The organism is Vibrio sp. 1F255, from assembly GCF_041439145.1.
Classification (GTDB): Bacteria; Pseudomonadota; Gammaproteobacteria; order Enterobacterales; family Vibrionaceae; genus Vibrio; species Vibrio crassostreae_C.
In genome coordinates, this window is sequence record NZ_JBGONQ010000026.1 from 38662 (window position 1) to 54906 (window position 16245).

General features: G+C 44.6%; 12 protein-coding genes and 1 pseudogene. 9 read left to right on the plus strand and 4 right to left on the minus strand.

All coding sequences use genetic code 11. The features are described from left to right. The first annotated feature begins 47 nt into the window (after positions 1-47). Positions 48-1319, plus strand: coding sequence for an L-methionine/branched-chain amino acid transporter (gene yjeH / locus ACED41_RS14780; protein ID WP_371725199.1), 1272 nt, complete (start codon positions 48-50; stop codon positions 1317-1319). 46 nt (positions 1320-1365) lie between these two features. Here the strand turns inward: yjeH and ACED41_RS14785 are convergent, their stop codons facing one another. Continuing rightward, on the minus strand, positions 1366-2823 hold the full coding sequence (locus tag ACED41_RS14785) for a PLP-dependent aminotransferase family protein (RefSeq protein ID WP_371725200.1): 1458 nt from the start codon (positions 2821-2823) through the stop codon (positions 1366-1368). A gap of 90 nt (positions 2824-2913) precedes the next feature. Between ACED41_RS14785 and ACED41_RS14790 the strand changes: the two genes are divergently transcribed. Next, entirely contained in the window at positions 2914-3573 is a 660-nt protein-coding gene (locus ACED41_RS14790) for a pyridoxamine 5'-phosphate oxidase family protein (protein WP_017061784.1), read from the plus strand. An 82-nt stretch (positions 3574-3655) separates the two neighbouring features. Next, positions 3656-4588, plus strand: coding sequence for an urea transporter (locus ACED41_RS14795; protein ID WP_017064860.1), 933 nt, complete (start codon positions 3656-3658; stop codon positions 4586-4588). A gap of 10 nt (positions 4589-4598) precedes the next feature. Here ACED41_RS14795 and ACED41_RS14800 read toward each other — a convergent pair. Next, positions 4599-5429 (minus strand): annotated as a pseudogene (locus tag ACED41_RS14800) (helix-turn-helix domain-containing protein); the annotation flags it as partial. Here ACED41_RS14800 and ACED41_RS14805 point away from each other — a divergent pair. The 5 genes from ACED41_RS14805 (at position 5428) to ACED41_RS14825 (ending at position 11479) form a co-directional block, all read left to right on the plus strand. Continuing rightward, positions 5428-6480, plus strand: coding sequence for an HlyD family secretion protein (locus tag ACED41_RS14805; protein WP_017064862.1), 1053 nt, complete (start codon positions 5428-5430; stop codon positions 6478-6480). The pseudogene ACED41_RS14800 and the gene ACED41_RS14805 overlap by 2 nt on opposite strands. Positions 6481-7160: 680 nt before the next feature. After that, positions 7161-8147 (plus strand): cytosine permease, encoded by a 987-nt coding sequence (gene codB / locus ACED41_RS14810; protein WP_371725201.1) that lies wholly within the window; start codon positions 7161-7163, stop codon positions 8145-8147. Between the two features lie 9 nt (positions 8148-8156). Further along, positions 8157-9434: a cytosine deaminase gene (locus ACED41_RS14815; protein WP_017064864.1), complete on the plus strand. Its 1278-nt coding sequence runs from the start codon at positions 8157-8159 to the stop codon at positions 9432-9434. A 358-nt stretch (positions 9435-9792) separates the two neighbouring features. Then, positions 9793-10005: a cold-shock protein gene (locus ACED41_RS14820; protein ID WP_004740083.1), complete on the plus strand. Its 213-nt coding sequence runs from the start codon at positions 9793-9795 to the stop codon at positions 10003-10005. 457 nt (positions 10006-10462) lie between these two features. Further along, positions 10463-11479 carry a GGDEF domain-containing protein gene (locus ACED41_RS14825; protein ID WP_017060611.1) on the plus strand — a complete coding sequence of 339 codons (1017 nt, stop codon included), beginning with the start codon at positions 10463-10465 and terminating at the stop codon, positions 11477-11479. Positions 11480-11610: 131 nt separating this feature from the next. On the opposite strand, the gene ACED41_RS14830 is transcribed toward ACED41_RS14825, so the two are convergent. After that, positions 11611-12207: a malate synthase gene (locus tag ACED41_RS14830; protein ID WP_017060610.1), complete on the minus strand. Its 597-nt coding sequence runs from the start codon at positions 12205-12207 to the stop codon at positions 11611-11613. 169 nt (positions 12208-12376) lie between these two features. Between ACED41_RS14830 and ACED41_RS14835 the strand changes: the two genes are divergently transcribed. Next, positions 12377-13906 carry a DUF3612 domain-containing protein gene (locus ACED41_RS14835; protein ID WP_082153947.1) on the plus strand — a complete coding sequence of 510 codons (1530 nt, stop codon included), beginning with the start codon at positions 12377-12379 and terminating at the stop codon, positions 13904-13906. A gap of 551 nt (positions 13907-14457) precedes the next feature. On the opposite strand, the gene ACED41_RS14840 is transcribed toward ACED41_RS14835, so the two are convergent. After that, positions 14458-16098 carry a DEAD/DEAH box helicase gene (locus ACED41_RS14840; protein ID WP_102428774.1) on the minus strand — a complete coding sequence of 547 codons (1641 nt, stop codon included), beginning with the start codon at positions 16096-16098 and terminating at the stop codon, positions 14458-14460. Positions 16099-16245 lie beyond the last annotated feature (147 nt).

Below are 16245 nucleotides of genomic sequence, written 5' to 3' on the forward strand. Positions count from 1 at the left end.
AAAGTTACTGGAAGACCGTGACCAGAATCAAATAGCTAGGAGAGCGAATGACACAACTCAAACAAGAAATCACGCTTATTTCAGGAATCGGACAACTCTCGACGACCTTGCTAGGCACTGGATTATTTATGATCCCTGCGATCGCAGCAGGCATTGCAGGACAGTTGTCTCTTCTCGCTTGGTTAATCCTGTTTATCGCTATTTGCCCGATTGCACTGACCTTCGCATCATTAGGAAAACGCTACCCGAATGCAGGTGGTACTGCCTATTTTGTGCGCCAGGCGTTTAGCGAGCGATTAGAAACAAGCGTGGCGTGGTTGTTTGTGAGTGTTATTCCTGTCGGTATTCCAGCGGCCATTGCACTGGCTGGTGGTTTTGCTCAACAATTGTTACCCGCACCTCTCGATACACCACTTGGTGCTCAATCCTTTACCGTCGCCCTGCTTATTGCCGTCAATTTGATGGGCAGTAAATCTTCTGGCCGACTGCAAACCGTGATCGCATTGTCGATTTTTGCCTTGGTTAGCGCTTTTGTCTGGAAAGCCGACATCACGGTAACCGATGTGACTCTTCCTGCCATCTCATCCGACTCTATGTGGTCTATCGGCGCTGCGTTGGCGGTCATGTTTTGGTGCTTTGTCGGAATAGAAGCTTTTGCTCACATGGGAGAGGAGTTCAAGAATCCACAACGTGACTTCCCAATCGCCATCATTGCAGGCTGTTTTGTTGCGGGGTTAGTGTACTGGGCTTGTTCAGTGGTGATTCTTAAACTGGGTGCTTACGGTTCACCTGAATTCGACGCCGCATCCATCCCTTGGGTAACAGAACAACTGTTTGGTAATGGCTTCAAAACTGTCATCAGCGTGCTGGGGTTCTTTGCTTGCTTTGCTAGCCTAAACCTTTACACACAAAGCCTGTCTCGGATGATCTGGGCTCAGGCTCGTCAACACACTCCTACAAGTCGAATGGCTCAACTGAACAGCCGCGGCGTACCACTTTACCCAACGATAGCTATTGGCTTTGTCGTGCTTATCTCGTGTGTGATTGGTGAACTGTCTAACTTGGACCTTGAGTTCTTTCTCAAGCTCGCCAACGGTATTTTTGTTCTGGTTTATCTGCTCGCAATGTTAGCCGCTTGCCGATTACTAACAGGCGCATCTAGATACACTGCCATGCTTTCATTGGTCATCTGTACCTTGGTGTTTATCTGTTTAAGTTGGTCGATGCTCTATGCTGTGACTGTTTTTGTGACATTGTCACTCCCTTGGTGGAAGTGGCTAGGTAAAGGTAAACCCACCGTCTCTATCGACAAGTTGTAACTCGATTCGTGATGAATCAGAAAATGGTAAACAAGCCCTACCAATATTACTGATAAAAAAGCCGAGCGATCTGTTTGATCTTCGGCTTTATGTCAGCCAATCGGATATTTCCAAACCCCAACACCACCCCACTCCAATCACGAGCATCACTTGATCCATATTCATAAAAATCAAACGGACGAATGATGATATTTTCAAGCTCAGCTCTATGACTCCATTCAGTCTCAGATATACCTTGATACCACTTCACGGTCACATGTAGCCCTGCTGCCTGACTGATCACTTCAAGATCACCGTTAAACTCGCTTTCAATCGCTTCTATCATGGCTTCATACTTGAGTTTGTATGACCGACGCATCTTTCTAATATGACGCAGCAAGTCGCCTTCTCGAACAAAATCCGCCAAAGCTTCCTGTGTGTGGGACGCCGTGTCTCCAGTAAGCGCGTCTTTGATCTCAAGACACTTCGCCACCAGACTTTCTGGTACCACTAAGTACCCTAATCGAAGGCCATTGAACATAACCTTACTCAGAGAGCCGACATAGATGATGCGATCATCGAACCCCAACTTTCCCGCCAACCCTTGCATGCAGGTATAAGGGCGATGAGCAAACTGGAACTCACTGTCATAGTCATCTTCAATGATCCATGACTGATGTTGATTGGCCCAATCGATCAGTTTAAGGCGCTGCTCAGTATTTAAAGTCGTGCCCATTGGGTATTGGTTACTCGGTGTGACATACAGAGCCTTAGCATTACTGGCCAACACTTTCTCAATATCCAACCCCACCTTTTCACGCACACTTACACCTTCTAACTCTAGTCTCAACAGATCGATAATTTTATGTACTTGTCGATAACCGGGTTCCTCCACGAGGATTTTTTCGCCCATCGCTAACGTTGCCATTAATCCGATTGAGATGGCTTGCTGCGCACCTGCGGTGATGATGATTCTGTCGGCATTACAATGAACGGAACGACTGCTTGCAAGATACCCACTCAACGCTCCCCTCAAGGCTGAGCTTCCCTGAACCTCTTGATTGCCCGCAATGTTCTGACGTGTAGAGTGACGTTGCAGCAACCTCTGCCATTTCGCAAAAGGGAACGCATCTAAGTCAGGAACTCCTGGGGCAAAGCTGCGGTTAATGTCGTTAGGTGTCGCTATGTTTGTACTCGGTTTACTGACTGTTTGTTTGACCTTCGGATCCTGAACACTGTTTGGCTTAGACAAACTTAGAAAGTGTTCTGGTTGTTCAACCGAGACATAAAACCCTGAGCCTTGCTTACTCTCGATATAGCCTTCAGTAACCAGTTGTTCGTACGCATAAATCACCGTATTTCGACTCACCGATAACTCGACAGCCAACTTACGTGTTGAAGGTAACTTACTGCCCTTGCTCCATAAATCTTGAACGATCTTCTCTCTTATCGCGTGGAACAAGGCGGTTTGACGCGTGCCGTGTTGTTCGTCTAACTGTAGATCACCGACATCGATAGGCTGCATAACTGGATCCAAATAGTGTTTAAAAGTGGCTCTATTTAATAGACCAGTTAATCGCTACATTAATCAAAAGGCAATGATTAAGGAGCGATTATGTTATCTAACACGAAAAGAACCACGATTAAAAAAGGGGCTCACAAAGCCGTATTTGAACAAGAGAAACTGCACCAAATTATTGATGAGAGCTTAATCGCACACATTGCATTGCAGGGCGAACAAGGACCAATGGTCATCCCGATGCTCGCGTGGCGAGTGGGTGATATAGTCTACATTCATGGAGCTAAAAACAGTCGCCTACTAAAAGGACTAAAAAAGGGAGAACCAACCTGTTTAACGTTCACCTTGTTCGATGGTTGGGTGCTGGCTCGTTCGGCATTTCATCATAGTGCGCATTATCGTTCTGCTGTGGTATTGGGGTCATTTTCAGTCATCGATGACAATCAAGAAAAGGATCGCTTGTTGAATATCTTTATTGAGCAAATCGCACCGGGCAGAACCGATGAAGTGAGGCTCAGTAATGAAAAAGAACTCACTGCGACCGAGTTGTTGGCGATACCTTTAACAGAAGCTTCCGTGAAGATTGGTAAACATGGAGTGAATGATGATAAAGCCGATATGGACATTCCAGTTTGGGCTGGCGTATTACCCTATAGAACTGTTGTTGGGCCGTTAGAAACCGTTCCAGAACAAGAAGGCATCATTGAAACACCAGATTACCAACAAGCTTATGGTGAACGCTGGTATCAGAATTAACACTCGAAGATGGTGAACTTGATAAAATTGTATACAATCTGAATTACAAAAATTTAACATGACTCAATAATGTAATCAGACGATGAAAACGAACAAGGATATTCTGCCGTTTCAAGGCTTGCTCAATGGCATTGGGCAAGTCTATTTCACACCGTCTATCATGACGTCGACTTTGCTGTTGCTTGCCATTTCTATTGAGTCACTGGCGCTGGCTTTTCTTACCTTACTTGGCGCCAGTTGCAGCTATGCATTAGCTTTCTATGGCTATATGTACACCAACACCAACACCAACACCAACAAGTCAGTTGACGACATTGATAGTGGAATGTACGCGCTAAATGGCGCTTTGATTGGTTTATTTATCGGTAACTTTTTTGGTGTGACACCATTATTGGCTTTAGTGACTGCGTTAGGTGCATTACTCACGGTGCCGATTGCCCACATCGTATTCAGTTTTGAGAAATATCGCGGTTACACTAGCGCCTTTATCCTCACCACTTGGCTGATTTATATTATCCAATCAACCTTTGAGCTGTCAGCGTTTTCTGCACCTGATTCCGCACTGATGCCACTCATCAGTATTGAGGCTAACTCGTGGTTCAACCTGCCGACAGTGGTGATCCCGTTGTTAAAAGGGATAAGCCAAGTCAGCTTCATCGAAAATGCGTTGTCGGGGCTCGTTATCTTAGTCGCCATCGCACTCAACAATATCAAGCATGCCATTTGGGTTATGCTCGCAGTAATAATTAGCACCGTATTTAGCGGGTTGATTGGCGCTTCTAACGAACTGGTAGCCCAAGGTCTTTACGGGTACAACGCCATTCTTGCCACTTTAGCACTTGTGCCCTATCCGCGAATCCGTTGGCCGTTAATCCTATTAGGCATGCTGTTAAGCTGTCTCATCACACTTGGTTTTCATGAACTGTCACTGTTACCACTCACCGCCCCTTTCATTTTGAGTACTTGGGGGATGGTTTACTTGTCCAGCCTGATCCATAAACGAACCATAAGTTAGCTCTGAATAGTTACAGGCCAGTTTTTAGGCGCTCAACATATTGCTTGGGTGTCAAACCTCGATGTTTCTTAAACATCCGATTAAAGCTCGCGACATTGGTATAGCCGAGCCTCGTCGCGACTTTATCTATTGGCACTGAATACATCAACAACTCCACCGCCACATTACTTAACGCATAGCCCATAATGGTAGAAAAGTTGATGCCTAAGTTATGCAATCGACGTTGAAATTGCTGTTCAGATAACCCAAGCAAACTCGACACTTTATGCAGTGTTGGCAGGCCGAAATGGCGACTGTAATTGATCATCTCATAGGTCACCTTATGCTCATCCGCGGCATCAGGCATGTTGAGGTAATTATCTAAGTCATGAAAGTTCATTGCCAAGCTCATCTTGCCGCTAGAAGGGGCTTGATTGCTCGATAACCTCGACTGGCTTGGTATCCAGATTTCAGTTCGTGGCTGGCCCCACTGAATATTGCACCCAAAATACTCTTGATAGAGTTGAGTGTTCTCGCGATAACCTGCGATAGAGACGGCTGCGGGAGTAAAGTCGTCTCCCAAGTAACGCCTTAATATCTTCATCATAAAGATGGCAACTCGAATTGAGTCATGAACTTTACCCACCTCAGTATAAGCAGGATTGTCGTAGCACCATTTGATGAAATTACCGACTTGAGCGCCATATAGAAAAGCCCCGGACTGCAAACAGTGCAACCCGATGTTAACTCGGCGTATAGACGACGCCAGATCGTGCCCCGAGAAAAACCAGTTAGAGAGAGGACCTAGCCTTTCAATATCCACTCTATCAGCCAGCTTCAAGATAATATCGGGAGGCTCAGTGGTTCAATCTCCACATATTCAGCTGCGTCCAGATTCAACTAATGTGTCGGGAAAAACGTCCAAAGTCCACATCCACCCGAACCAGGATGTGACTGAAGGACAGCTAATTTACGAAATTGATGACACCAAATATGTCATCGCAAGAGACAAAGCCAGCGTTCAACTTGAGTCTGCAGAGGTCGCTTTAGACACAGCTCGTCAAGAAGTGAGCATTGCAAAAGTCAGCTATCAATCGGCGCTTGAAGACATCAAAGCTTCAGTCGCACAAATAGATTCGGCTAAAACAGACTTGGTGCTGCAATCAAAGACGCTTGATCGTTACCAGAAGCAAAACAAAGTGGTAGAGCATACGATCACTGAAACTGACATCGACCAACAAACAGCAAAGGTAGACTTAGCGACGTATAACGTTACGACATTGGAATCTCAGCTTAGCAAGAAAGAAGTCGATGCCGAGAATGCGAAGTTGAACATCCACAAAGCTGAAACCAATGTGAGCAAGAAGCAAACTGAGGTCGATTCAGCAAAGGCAACACTGGCACAAGCACAATGGGACTTGAACAGCACCAAAGTCACGGCACCGACTGACGGCTTTGTAACGAACTTTATTCTTCGTGAAGGTCAGCGTGTTTCAATGATGCCTCGTATCCAGATGTATACCGAAGAGAAGTACGTGCTGATGCGAGTTAACCACCAAGCGATTCGTAATATTAAGGTCGGTCAACCTGCGGAATTTGCGACAGCGGTATACCCAGGAAAAGTGTTCTCTGCAACCGTAGAAGGCATTGTAGAAGCCACTGGTGAAGCGCAAGCAAGTTTGCTGGGTATCGATGAGCAGGTTCGTGTTACCACAGGCAAAAACCTTCAGAACAAGCACCACTTTGTTCGTTTAAAAATTGATGAGGCAGAGGGTTACGATATTCCTGTTGGCTCTGTCGGATTAGCGTGGGTAAGCGGTGAGAAGCCGATCAGCTTTATGGCGTTCCTAGACGTAATACGCGGGATCATCATTAGAATGAAGTCTCAACTGTACTTCTTCTACTCCATCTAATACTTCCTATTGGTGAAACAATACCCAAGCCCGTGCGCTCTTAGATCGCACGGGCTTTTTGTTTATTTCACCATTCGTCGCCAGAAAGAACACAAACCCGAAAAACGAATAAACACTCTAAAGCTGCAAATCGCAATTGCATTTTGCAATTGGGTATTTCAAAAACGCAAATTAAACGCTCAAATACGCACCAGATTGCTATAAAACTGCCGTTTTACGTGGTTTTAAAAGTTGGCACACTAACTGCAATGTATATATTGACCCTTCTTAAGCCGAGGGTCACCTAGCCAACTGACGTTGTTAGTGAACCTATTCTTGTTCACAAAATATATAGGCCAATTGCGATTATTGCGATTGGCTATTTTTTTGCCTGCAGTTTGGCCAACCGCCCTCTTTTTCGATACAGACACCCATTCAGACGTATAATAATAAGCATTCATAGCCAACCAAGAACAGCAGATAACCAACGCATTATAGAAAACGTTTTCTATTTGTTTTTTTTAAATAAAGACAGAAAATAACCCTATGTTTTACAAGATAATTACTGCAATAACTGGTTTTTATGGGCAATTATTGACAAAATTAGCATTGACTATGTGATTTATATCACCATAATGCGCAAGTTTGCCTGCAATACGGCGACCGTTAATTTTAATTTTGATCATTTGCGGAGGTAAAAAATGGCTGCTGATAATAACTACAGTCTAGGGCCGGTTCCTACATCGGCTAGGAAAGGAGTCGCTTCACTCACCATGGTAATGCTTGGACTCACTTTCTTCTCTGCAAGTATGTGGACAGGTGGTTCACTCGGGACAGGTCTTTCATTCAACGATTTCTTCCTCGCCGTTCTCATCGGTAACCTAATCCTCGGTATTTACACTTCTTTTCTTGGCTACATCGGCTCATCTACTGGCCTCTCTACTCACCTACTAGCTCGTTTCTCTTTCGGTACAAAAGGCTCATGGCTTCCTTCTGCGCTACTTGGTGGTACACAAGTCGGTTGGTTTGGTGTGGGTGTAGCGATGTTTGTAGGTTCGTTTGTAAGTGCGGGGACGTTAACTGCCGATTTCGTTCGCTTTGGTAAAAAGCCAGCAAGCGCAGTATTGATTACTATGGTTGCATTCTTCATCGGGAACTCGCTGATGTTTATCTTCGGCGCAGCAGGCGCAGCAGCAACAGGTCAGGCTGATATTTCAGATGTGATGATCGCGCAAGGCCTACTGCTTCCAGCCATCATCGTGCTTGGATTGAATATCTGGACAACCAATGAAAATGCACTTTATGCATCTGGTCTGGGTTTATCTAACATCACTGGTCGCTCAAGTACTACAATGTCTATCATTAACGGCATTATCGGTACGATTTTCGCGCTTTGGTTATACAACAACTTCGTTGGTTGGTTAACCTTCCTTTCGCTGGCGATTCCACCAATTGGTGGTGTAATCATCGCCGACTTCTTCGCGAACCGTAAACGTTACAAAGATTTTGCAAATGCAGAGTTCCAAACCGTTAACTGGGCTGGCATTATCGCGGTAGCAACAGGCGTAGCCGCTGGTCACTTCCTACCTGGCGTTGTTCCTTTGAACGCAGTGTTAGGTGGTGCAATCAGTTACCTCGTGCTTAATCCTCTATTGAACAAAAAAGCTCTGAAATCTCAGGCCGCTTAAGGACACACTATGACAACCTTATTAATCAAGAACGCGAAACTTCAAGACCAAGAGGGCTTGAAACAGATTCTGATTGAAAATGGTCAATTTTCTCGCATTCTCGATAATGACGCGCAAATCAATCATCAAGGCGACATCCTTGATGCTGAAGGTGGCATTGCAGTTACTCCTTTCTGTGAACCGCACATCCACCTAGATACTACTCAAACTGCTGGTGAGCCTAACTGGAACATCTCTGGCACTTTGTTTGAAGGTATTGAGCGTTGGGCTGAGCGTAAAGAACTGCTATCAATCGAAGACGTAAAGTCTCGTGCCAAGCAAACACTGAAATGGCAGATAGCTAACGGTGTTCAACACGTTCGTACGCACGTTGATGTGTCAGACCCAACACTCGTTGCGTTAAGAGCGATGGTTGAAGTTCGTGAAGAGATGAAAGAGTGGGTCGACATCCAGATCGTTGCATTCCCTCAAGAAGGCATCCTTTCATACCCTAACGGCAAAGAGTTGCTTGAAGAAGCAGTGAAGATCGGCGCTGACGTTATCGGTGCTATCCCTCACTTCGAATTCACTCGTGAATACGGTGTTGAATCTCTGCATTACGTGTTCGAGCTTGCACGTAAGTACGACTGTCTGATCGACGTTCACTGTGATGAAATCGACGACGAACAGTCTCGCTTTGTGGAAACATTAGCAGCTCTTGCTCATAAGTTTGAAATGGGCGAGAAAGTAACCGCTAGCCACACGACTGCAATGGGCTCTTACAACGGTGCTTACGCATCTCGCCTATTCCGTCTATTGAAGATGTCTGGTATCAACTTCGTGGCAAACCCGTTAGTCAACATTCACTTACAGGGCCGTTTCGACGATTACCCGAAACGCCGCGGTGTAACGCGCGTTAAAGAGATGCTAGCAGCAAACATCAACGTTTGTTTTGGCCACGATGATGTGTTTGACCCATGGTACCCACTGGGCACAGCGAACATGCTTCAAGTTCTGCACATGGGACTGCATGTGACACAGGTTATGGGCTACGATCAAATCAACAACTCACTTGATTTGATCAGCAAGAACTCTGCTCGCACATTGAACATACAAGACAACTTCGGCATCGAAGAAGGTAAGCCAGGTAGCTTACTGATTCTTCCTGCTGACAATGGCTTTGATGCAGTGCGCCGCCAAGTACCAGTGCAGTACTCAATACGACACGGTAAGGTGATTGCAGAGACTCAACCAGCGAAAACAAAAATAAATTTAGATCAAACTGAAGATATCAACTTTAAGCGTTAATATCGTCTATACTAATGATCAAAAGGAAGCTGAGATGCTTCCTTTTGTTGTGTTGGACGAAGCGACAAAACTATCACTAAATCAGTGTAAATCTTGTACATTCGCACGGTATGACAAAAAAAGCACAAATTTCTTAAGCAATGCGTGTACATCTCAAAAGACTGTGTTAACATGCTCTCGCTCTGTTAGCCGGAGTTATTTAAGTTAGATGAATAGTAAAAAATTGACATGTAAAATCGTTACCCGTTTTTGTAAGTAGTTTTTCCTTATTTCTTAGCAATATTAAATAATTCAATTATCAGCGCATTGCATTAAATGCAATCAACAACTTAGAAAATTTATGAATAAGGGACAAATTATGTCTAACACAAATACTGGCACTGTAAAATGGTTTAACGAAGAGAAAGGTTTCGGTTTCATTTCTCAAGACAACGGCGGCGCTGACGTATTCGTACACTTCCGTGCAATCGTTTCTGAAGGCTTCAAAACTCTGAAAGAAGGCCAAAAGGTTTCTTTCGAAGTTGAAAATGGTCAAAAAGGCCTACAAGCAGCAAACGTTGTTGCTCAATAATTAGCTCTTATAGCTAAAAAGAATTTTAAAGCGCTGATTTTTATCGGCGCTTTTTTATGCCTGCTTATAAACATTTCCCCTCTCGATACAGGCTTTCCCCCGTAAACTCTGAACAAATGCAAATCACCAGCCAAGCGTCCTCAACCTAGACTTTCTCAATTAAAGCTCAACGATCAATTTACGTCACTTTTTGTATGCACTTCCCTAGACAACACTTAATTCTCAGTAATCTTTTGATACTAACTCACGCTACGCCGAAAGTTTGATAAGCCCAAATATGGTTAAAGAACAATCCATTAGATTGTACTTATGAATACGCAATCGATATTCATAATAAAAATGAGTTATTTATCCAATCCTCATCCACTAATTATATAATTTTTAAAGCAAAGACCTTCGAAATCCGCTAACCTTGTTCGCAAGTGGCTTAGTTGTTTTGGTATCTGCAGTAAAAATAATGAACAAAGACGAATTTCAGAAATCCACCGCAAATCTAAAAAAAGCGGTGCCTCTTATGATGAAGAACAGGGTGTCAACGACACCTGCAAATTACGCACTTTGGTACACCTATGTCGATAACGCTATTCCCCAGCTGACTCAAGACATGGATGGTGTTTTAGAACACTACGGTATTTGTCCTCCTGCCGTTGGTGAGCAGCTATACAACAATTATGTTGCCAGCAAATCCGAAACCAATATCAATGACCTTCGCGCTAATTTGGAACTGTTAGTTTCTGAAGTTTCCAATTCAATGAATGACACCCTGACCGACACCTCCGCTTTTTCTGACATGATCGATAAAAGCTTCGAGGACTTGGCTCGTGTTGATAATGAAAGCCTATCTATTGATGAAGTCATGTCCTTAGTTCGACAGCTGGTGTCTGAATCCCGTCATATTCGTCACTCTACTCAGTTTTTAAACTCTCAGCTAAACTCTGCAACCTCAGAGATCACCAAGCTAAAAACCCAGTTAGTAGAAGTTCAGAAAGATGCGCTTTTCGATAGTACAACCACACTCTATAACCGTCGCTCTTTCGACCGTGACATAGAAACCCTGTGTGAAGCACAACAATCTTTGTGTCTGATTCTTCTCGATATCGACCACTTTAAAAATTTCAACGACACCTATGGCCACTTGTTTGGCGATATGGTGCTTAAAGCGATCGCTCGCAAGCTGAAGTTAAGTTGCCGTGAAGGTATTTCTGCCTATCGATTTGGTGGTGAAGAGTTCGCGCTGATTGTGCCTAACAAGTCTTTGCGTATTGCTCGTCAACTCGCTGATACCAATCGTCGCTCTCTAGAAAAGCTGTCGATTAAAGATCGCCGCAGTGGTCAACAAGTCGGCAGTATCACTGCATCGTTTGGTGTCGCTGAACTTGAACCCGGCGAATCAGCTCAATCGCTGATTGAACGTGCTGATAAGCTACTTTATGAAGCGAAATCACTTGGCCGTAACCGAGTCATGCCTTTGTAAAACACACCAACAATGCTCTTATCGACATATTAGTCGGCTCGTATTGAGACTAGAAAGCCCCAAAGTTCATTATCTTCGGGGCTTTTTTTTCTTTAGTTGTATAAATTACTTTAGCTAACTAGGATTCACCGTTAGATCTGGAAGCAATAATTCAAGCAGTAGTCTTCACCACTCTTTGCTCTGAACTCTTTATCTTCACTGCATGCCTTTGGTTTACCCTTTGCGTCACCTTGAATCAAACTGATCCAGTGGCGCATCGCTGCAATGGTCTCTTCACGCATTGTGGTTGTTGCTTCCATTGGTGATTGGCCAAACGTGGTGCATGATTCCAACTGAATATCATCAATTTCTACTAGCTCAATACAACCTGTCCCTTTGTGGCAACCAAACATCACCTCTAGGTGGCTGCCACTGCCATCTCGAAACAAGATAGAGTCTGGGTCGTTCTTCTCACCCATGTACGCTACAAACTGCTTAGGGTGCTTCAGACCGCTGTGCTGACCGTCTTTAAAGTAAGCCATAATATGGCGGTAATCGACTACGTAGCTGGTTACGTCTTGATGTGAGCCATTCTCTAGTGGGAATAGTCGATCAAGCAGCTGCTTTGCTTTCACTTGCTTTTCAGTTTGCTGATTAGCATTGATTGTCTCCACGGCAAAGACAGCTTCAGCGATAAATGGCTTTGATTGTTTTTGGATTTCTGTTTTATCGAATGTAAGCATATTCATAGTCTTTCCCTCTTGACCAGTCCGGTGATAACCACCGATTTCTACAGCAAAAATGTGTCCTAGAGCAATTATTCCAAACTAACGTTTAATTTATTTGTCATTTTGTGAATTGCTTAGTTTGTAGATTAGCGCTTTTTTACATACAATTTCACAACAAAAATTTTACAATGTGAATTTTACAAATATGGCCTTGTCAAAAAGTTTAGTTCGTCAGTCACATTTCCTAGGTACGAAAATACGTAACCTAAGAAAACGTAACCATTTAACGATGGAAGACCTGTCTGCGCGTTGTATTAGAATCGACCCAGAATGTGCTCCTTCCGTTTCTTACCTTTCAATGATTGAACGTGGAAAGCGGGTTCCGAGCATCGATATGCTGGAAGTGATTGCACAGGTCTTTCAGAAGAATCCGACGTGGTTCCTCGACGACGAATCTGAACAACAAGCCATTGCTCCTGATAAGGGGAATCGTGGTGGGATAAGTGGCATGGCGCTCGAGCCGAGCTTCCTATTCTCAAACGACATCCTGCAAATTGCGATTCCTGAGATGCTGTCACAAACGGGCATTTCAGGCCGCCAGTTTGCGCACCTCTTGATTCGAGCACACCAAGAGAGCAACCAGAACCACTTCCCTGACCTTGAGCGCGCTGCGGAAGAAGTAGGCTTAAAACGTCTTAACCTCAGCGTAGAAGACCTGATAGACATCGCTAGAAGCCTAGGAATCAACATCCGCTGGGTAACGCGAACGCCGCAAGACGTAGTCGATGAGCTCGGAATTAACGCTAAGCAGTTGGTGACATCCTTCTTTGAGCCTCCCGGTACTATCTTCTTAAACGAGATCCTTAAAGAGTACCCAACCCGTCTGAAATACGACCTTTCGGTTTATATCGGTCATTGCATTCTGCACAGCAAAGAGGGCCTAAAGAGTGTGTTGTCGGTCGGTAACAACAACACGTGGGACGACAACCAGATATCGGGATCTTCACAGCTCAACTCCCAAGATATTCTTCAAGCATGGCGAGACTTTGAATCCAGCTTCTTTGCTGGCGCACTTCTGTGCCCGAAAGTCCCGTTTAGGCAGCTACTTGACCGCACTGGTTACGAAATCGACGTTCACAAAAGAGCAGGGGTTTCCCCCTCTGTTGCGATGCGTCGAATGACTGTAGTATCGCCCTACCCTCACTGGCACTACTTTGATGCTTATGGGCCGGGGAAACTCAAGGCGGTATATCGCGGGAACGGGATTCCACTGCCTTGGGGAAATATGAGAACGGTCGCTGACCCATGTCAACATTGGGCTGTGTTCCGTCGATTATCAGAACCTCGAGCGGGAAGCTCGGCTCAAATCTCCATTTTGAATGTGGGTGATGAGCCAAGGATCTACTGCTGTGAATCCATCAATATGACGGACCCTGCGGGTAACAATCGTGTGTTGTGTGCTGGTATAGATCTCAACCCTGCGATTGATGCTCAAGGCGGTAATTCAAGAGACATAGCAGAGCAGCTAAAAGCGTCATGCGTTAACAATGGTGGCTCTGTGGCAATTCCGCGTAACATCAAGAAAGATCTCACGACAATAGCCAAGATTCTAAATATAAATTGGATTGAACGTGGGATTGAGACAGAGGCGAGGCTTATCTGCTCCAGAGGTGGAGAATGCCCACGCCAACCAAGCTGTTACTCGAAGTGTGGTGAGTAAAAAAGTAATAACAAAAAATAGAACCTAAAATTCAGGCAAAAAAAAACCAATCACAATAAGGGTGATTGGTCATATATTTTGTGTGAACAAAAAAGGTTCACTAACAACGTCAGTTGGCTAGGTGACCCTCGGCTTAAGAAGGGTCACCATTACTAATGCAGTATGCGTGCCAACTTTTAAAACACGTATTTACTACGCATCTGGACACGTATTAGCCGTATATCCTTGTTTGTTTTGCAAACTGGAATTGCAAATTGCGAAATTAAACAAAAACGCTAGTGATTATGTTGTTATTAATAAATCATTAAAGATTCATTACCCTTCCCCAAAATGCCATATTTCCCTTAGATTCAATCACTTTAAACAGCAATAAACCTCTCCCTAGGTTACTCAACATAAACAACACCCATAACAACGCCCATAAAAAAACGCGAACATTGAGATCCAATATTCGCGCTTATTTGAGTTAGACAGTAAAAAGTCACTAATCAACGAGAACTCTCCTGTGAGACATTCTCGTTATTGGACCTCTATGGTCTATCTAATAGACTCTACTTCTGAGGAGCTGGCTTAGAGCGGCTTCTCGACGGTGAAGGTTTGTTGCCTGTTGGCTTATTTGACGACTTGCTTGGGCCGTAGCTACCGCCGTAACCAGACTTCTTAGGCTTGCCTGCAGGTTTACCCGCGTTATTTGGCTTACCAGTACCGTTAGATTTACCCGCACCGCTTGGTTTGCTTAGAGTGTTCTGAGCACCCGCGTTATTTGCAGCAGGTTTATTGCCCGCACTACCGCGCTTAAAGTTGCTGCCGTTGTTTCTTACTGACTTATCTTCACCTGTCGCAGCTGAATTGTTTTCAGCCGGTTTCTTTCCAGATGTTGGTTTACGCTTTGGCGCCGAACCATTGCCAGCTACATGACGCTTGTTCTTACCTGCTGGCTTGTGCCCGCGAGCGTTATCACCAGAGCGTTGACCATCAGCATGCTCACGTGGCTGTTTTGCTTTCTTCTGTTTCTTAGGCTTGATTGGACGTGAATCCAAGCGAGACTCAGGTAACTTGTTTACTGGAGAGAAACCTTCCAGTTCACGACGCTCTAGCACTTGTTGAATAAGGCGTTCAATACCGAACAGCTCACCCACTTCATCCGCACAAACCAATGAAATCGCTTTACCTACTTCACCAGCACGGCCAGTACGACCGATACGGTGTACATAGTCTTCTGATACATGAGGAAGATCGAAGTTAACTACTTGAGGCAGTTGTGGGATATCGATACCACGAGCAGCGATATCAGTTGCAACAAGTACTCGTACCTTACCTGTTTTGAAGTTCTCTAAGGCTTTAGTACGTGCACCTTGGCTCTTGTTGCCATGAATAGGTGCAGCAGTGATGTCTTGCTCTTCAAGGAAGCGAGCAAGCTTATTAGCACCGTGTTTCGTCTTGCTGAACACCAACACTTGTCGCCAATCGTTATCTTTGATTAGCTTCGCTAGCATTGCGCTTTTTTTCTTTTTGTCTACTGGGTAGATGCTTTGCTCAACCGTTTTTGCCGTCGAGTTTGCAGGGCTTACTGAAATTTCAACAGGATTGTTCACTAAGCCTTTCGCTAAGCTGCGGATATCATCAGAGAACGTCGCTGAGAACAGTAGGTTCTGACGCTTCTTAGGCAAGAAAGCCAAGATCTTACGGATATCGCGGATGAAACCCATATCTAGCATACGGTCTGCTTCATCTAACACTAGGATTTCTAGTTGGTCGAAACGCACTGCATTTTGGTTGTATAGGTCAAGGAGACGACCAGGTGTTGCCACCAACACGTCACTGCCTTTACGCAGTTTTTGCATCTGAGGGTTAATCTTCACACCACCAAACACGACCGTCGAAGTCAGCGGTAAGTTAATACCGTACTTCACTACGCTGCCATTCACTTGCGCAGCAAGCTCACGAGTTGGCGTTAGCACGAGCGCACGAACTTGGTTCTGACGTACGCGAGTACCTTTCGATAACATTTCAAGAATAGGTAGCGTGAAGCCTGCAGTTTTACCTGTACCTGTTTGAGCAGCGGCCATAACATCTTTGCCCGTTAGGACAGCTGGCACGGCTTTCTCTTGTATTGGTGATGGCTTATCGTAACCTTGTGCTTCAATAGCTTTAAGGATCGGTTCAGAAAGGCCAAGGGAGGTAAAACTCATAGATTATTTTCTCAGTTGAATAACATTTAGTATGAGCAACACGTTAAAAAGTGCGTTGCTTCAGCTTTTGCTCATCAAATACATTGATACGGAGCAAAGCGCGGTATTCTGAGGCTTTTCCCCCCATTCAGCAACTAAATTCTAATC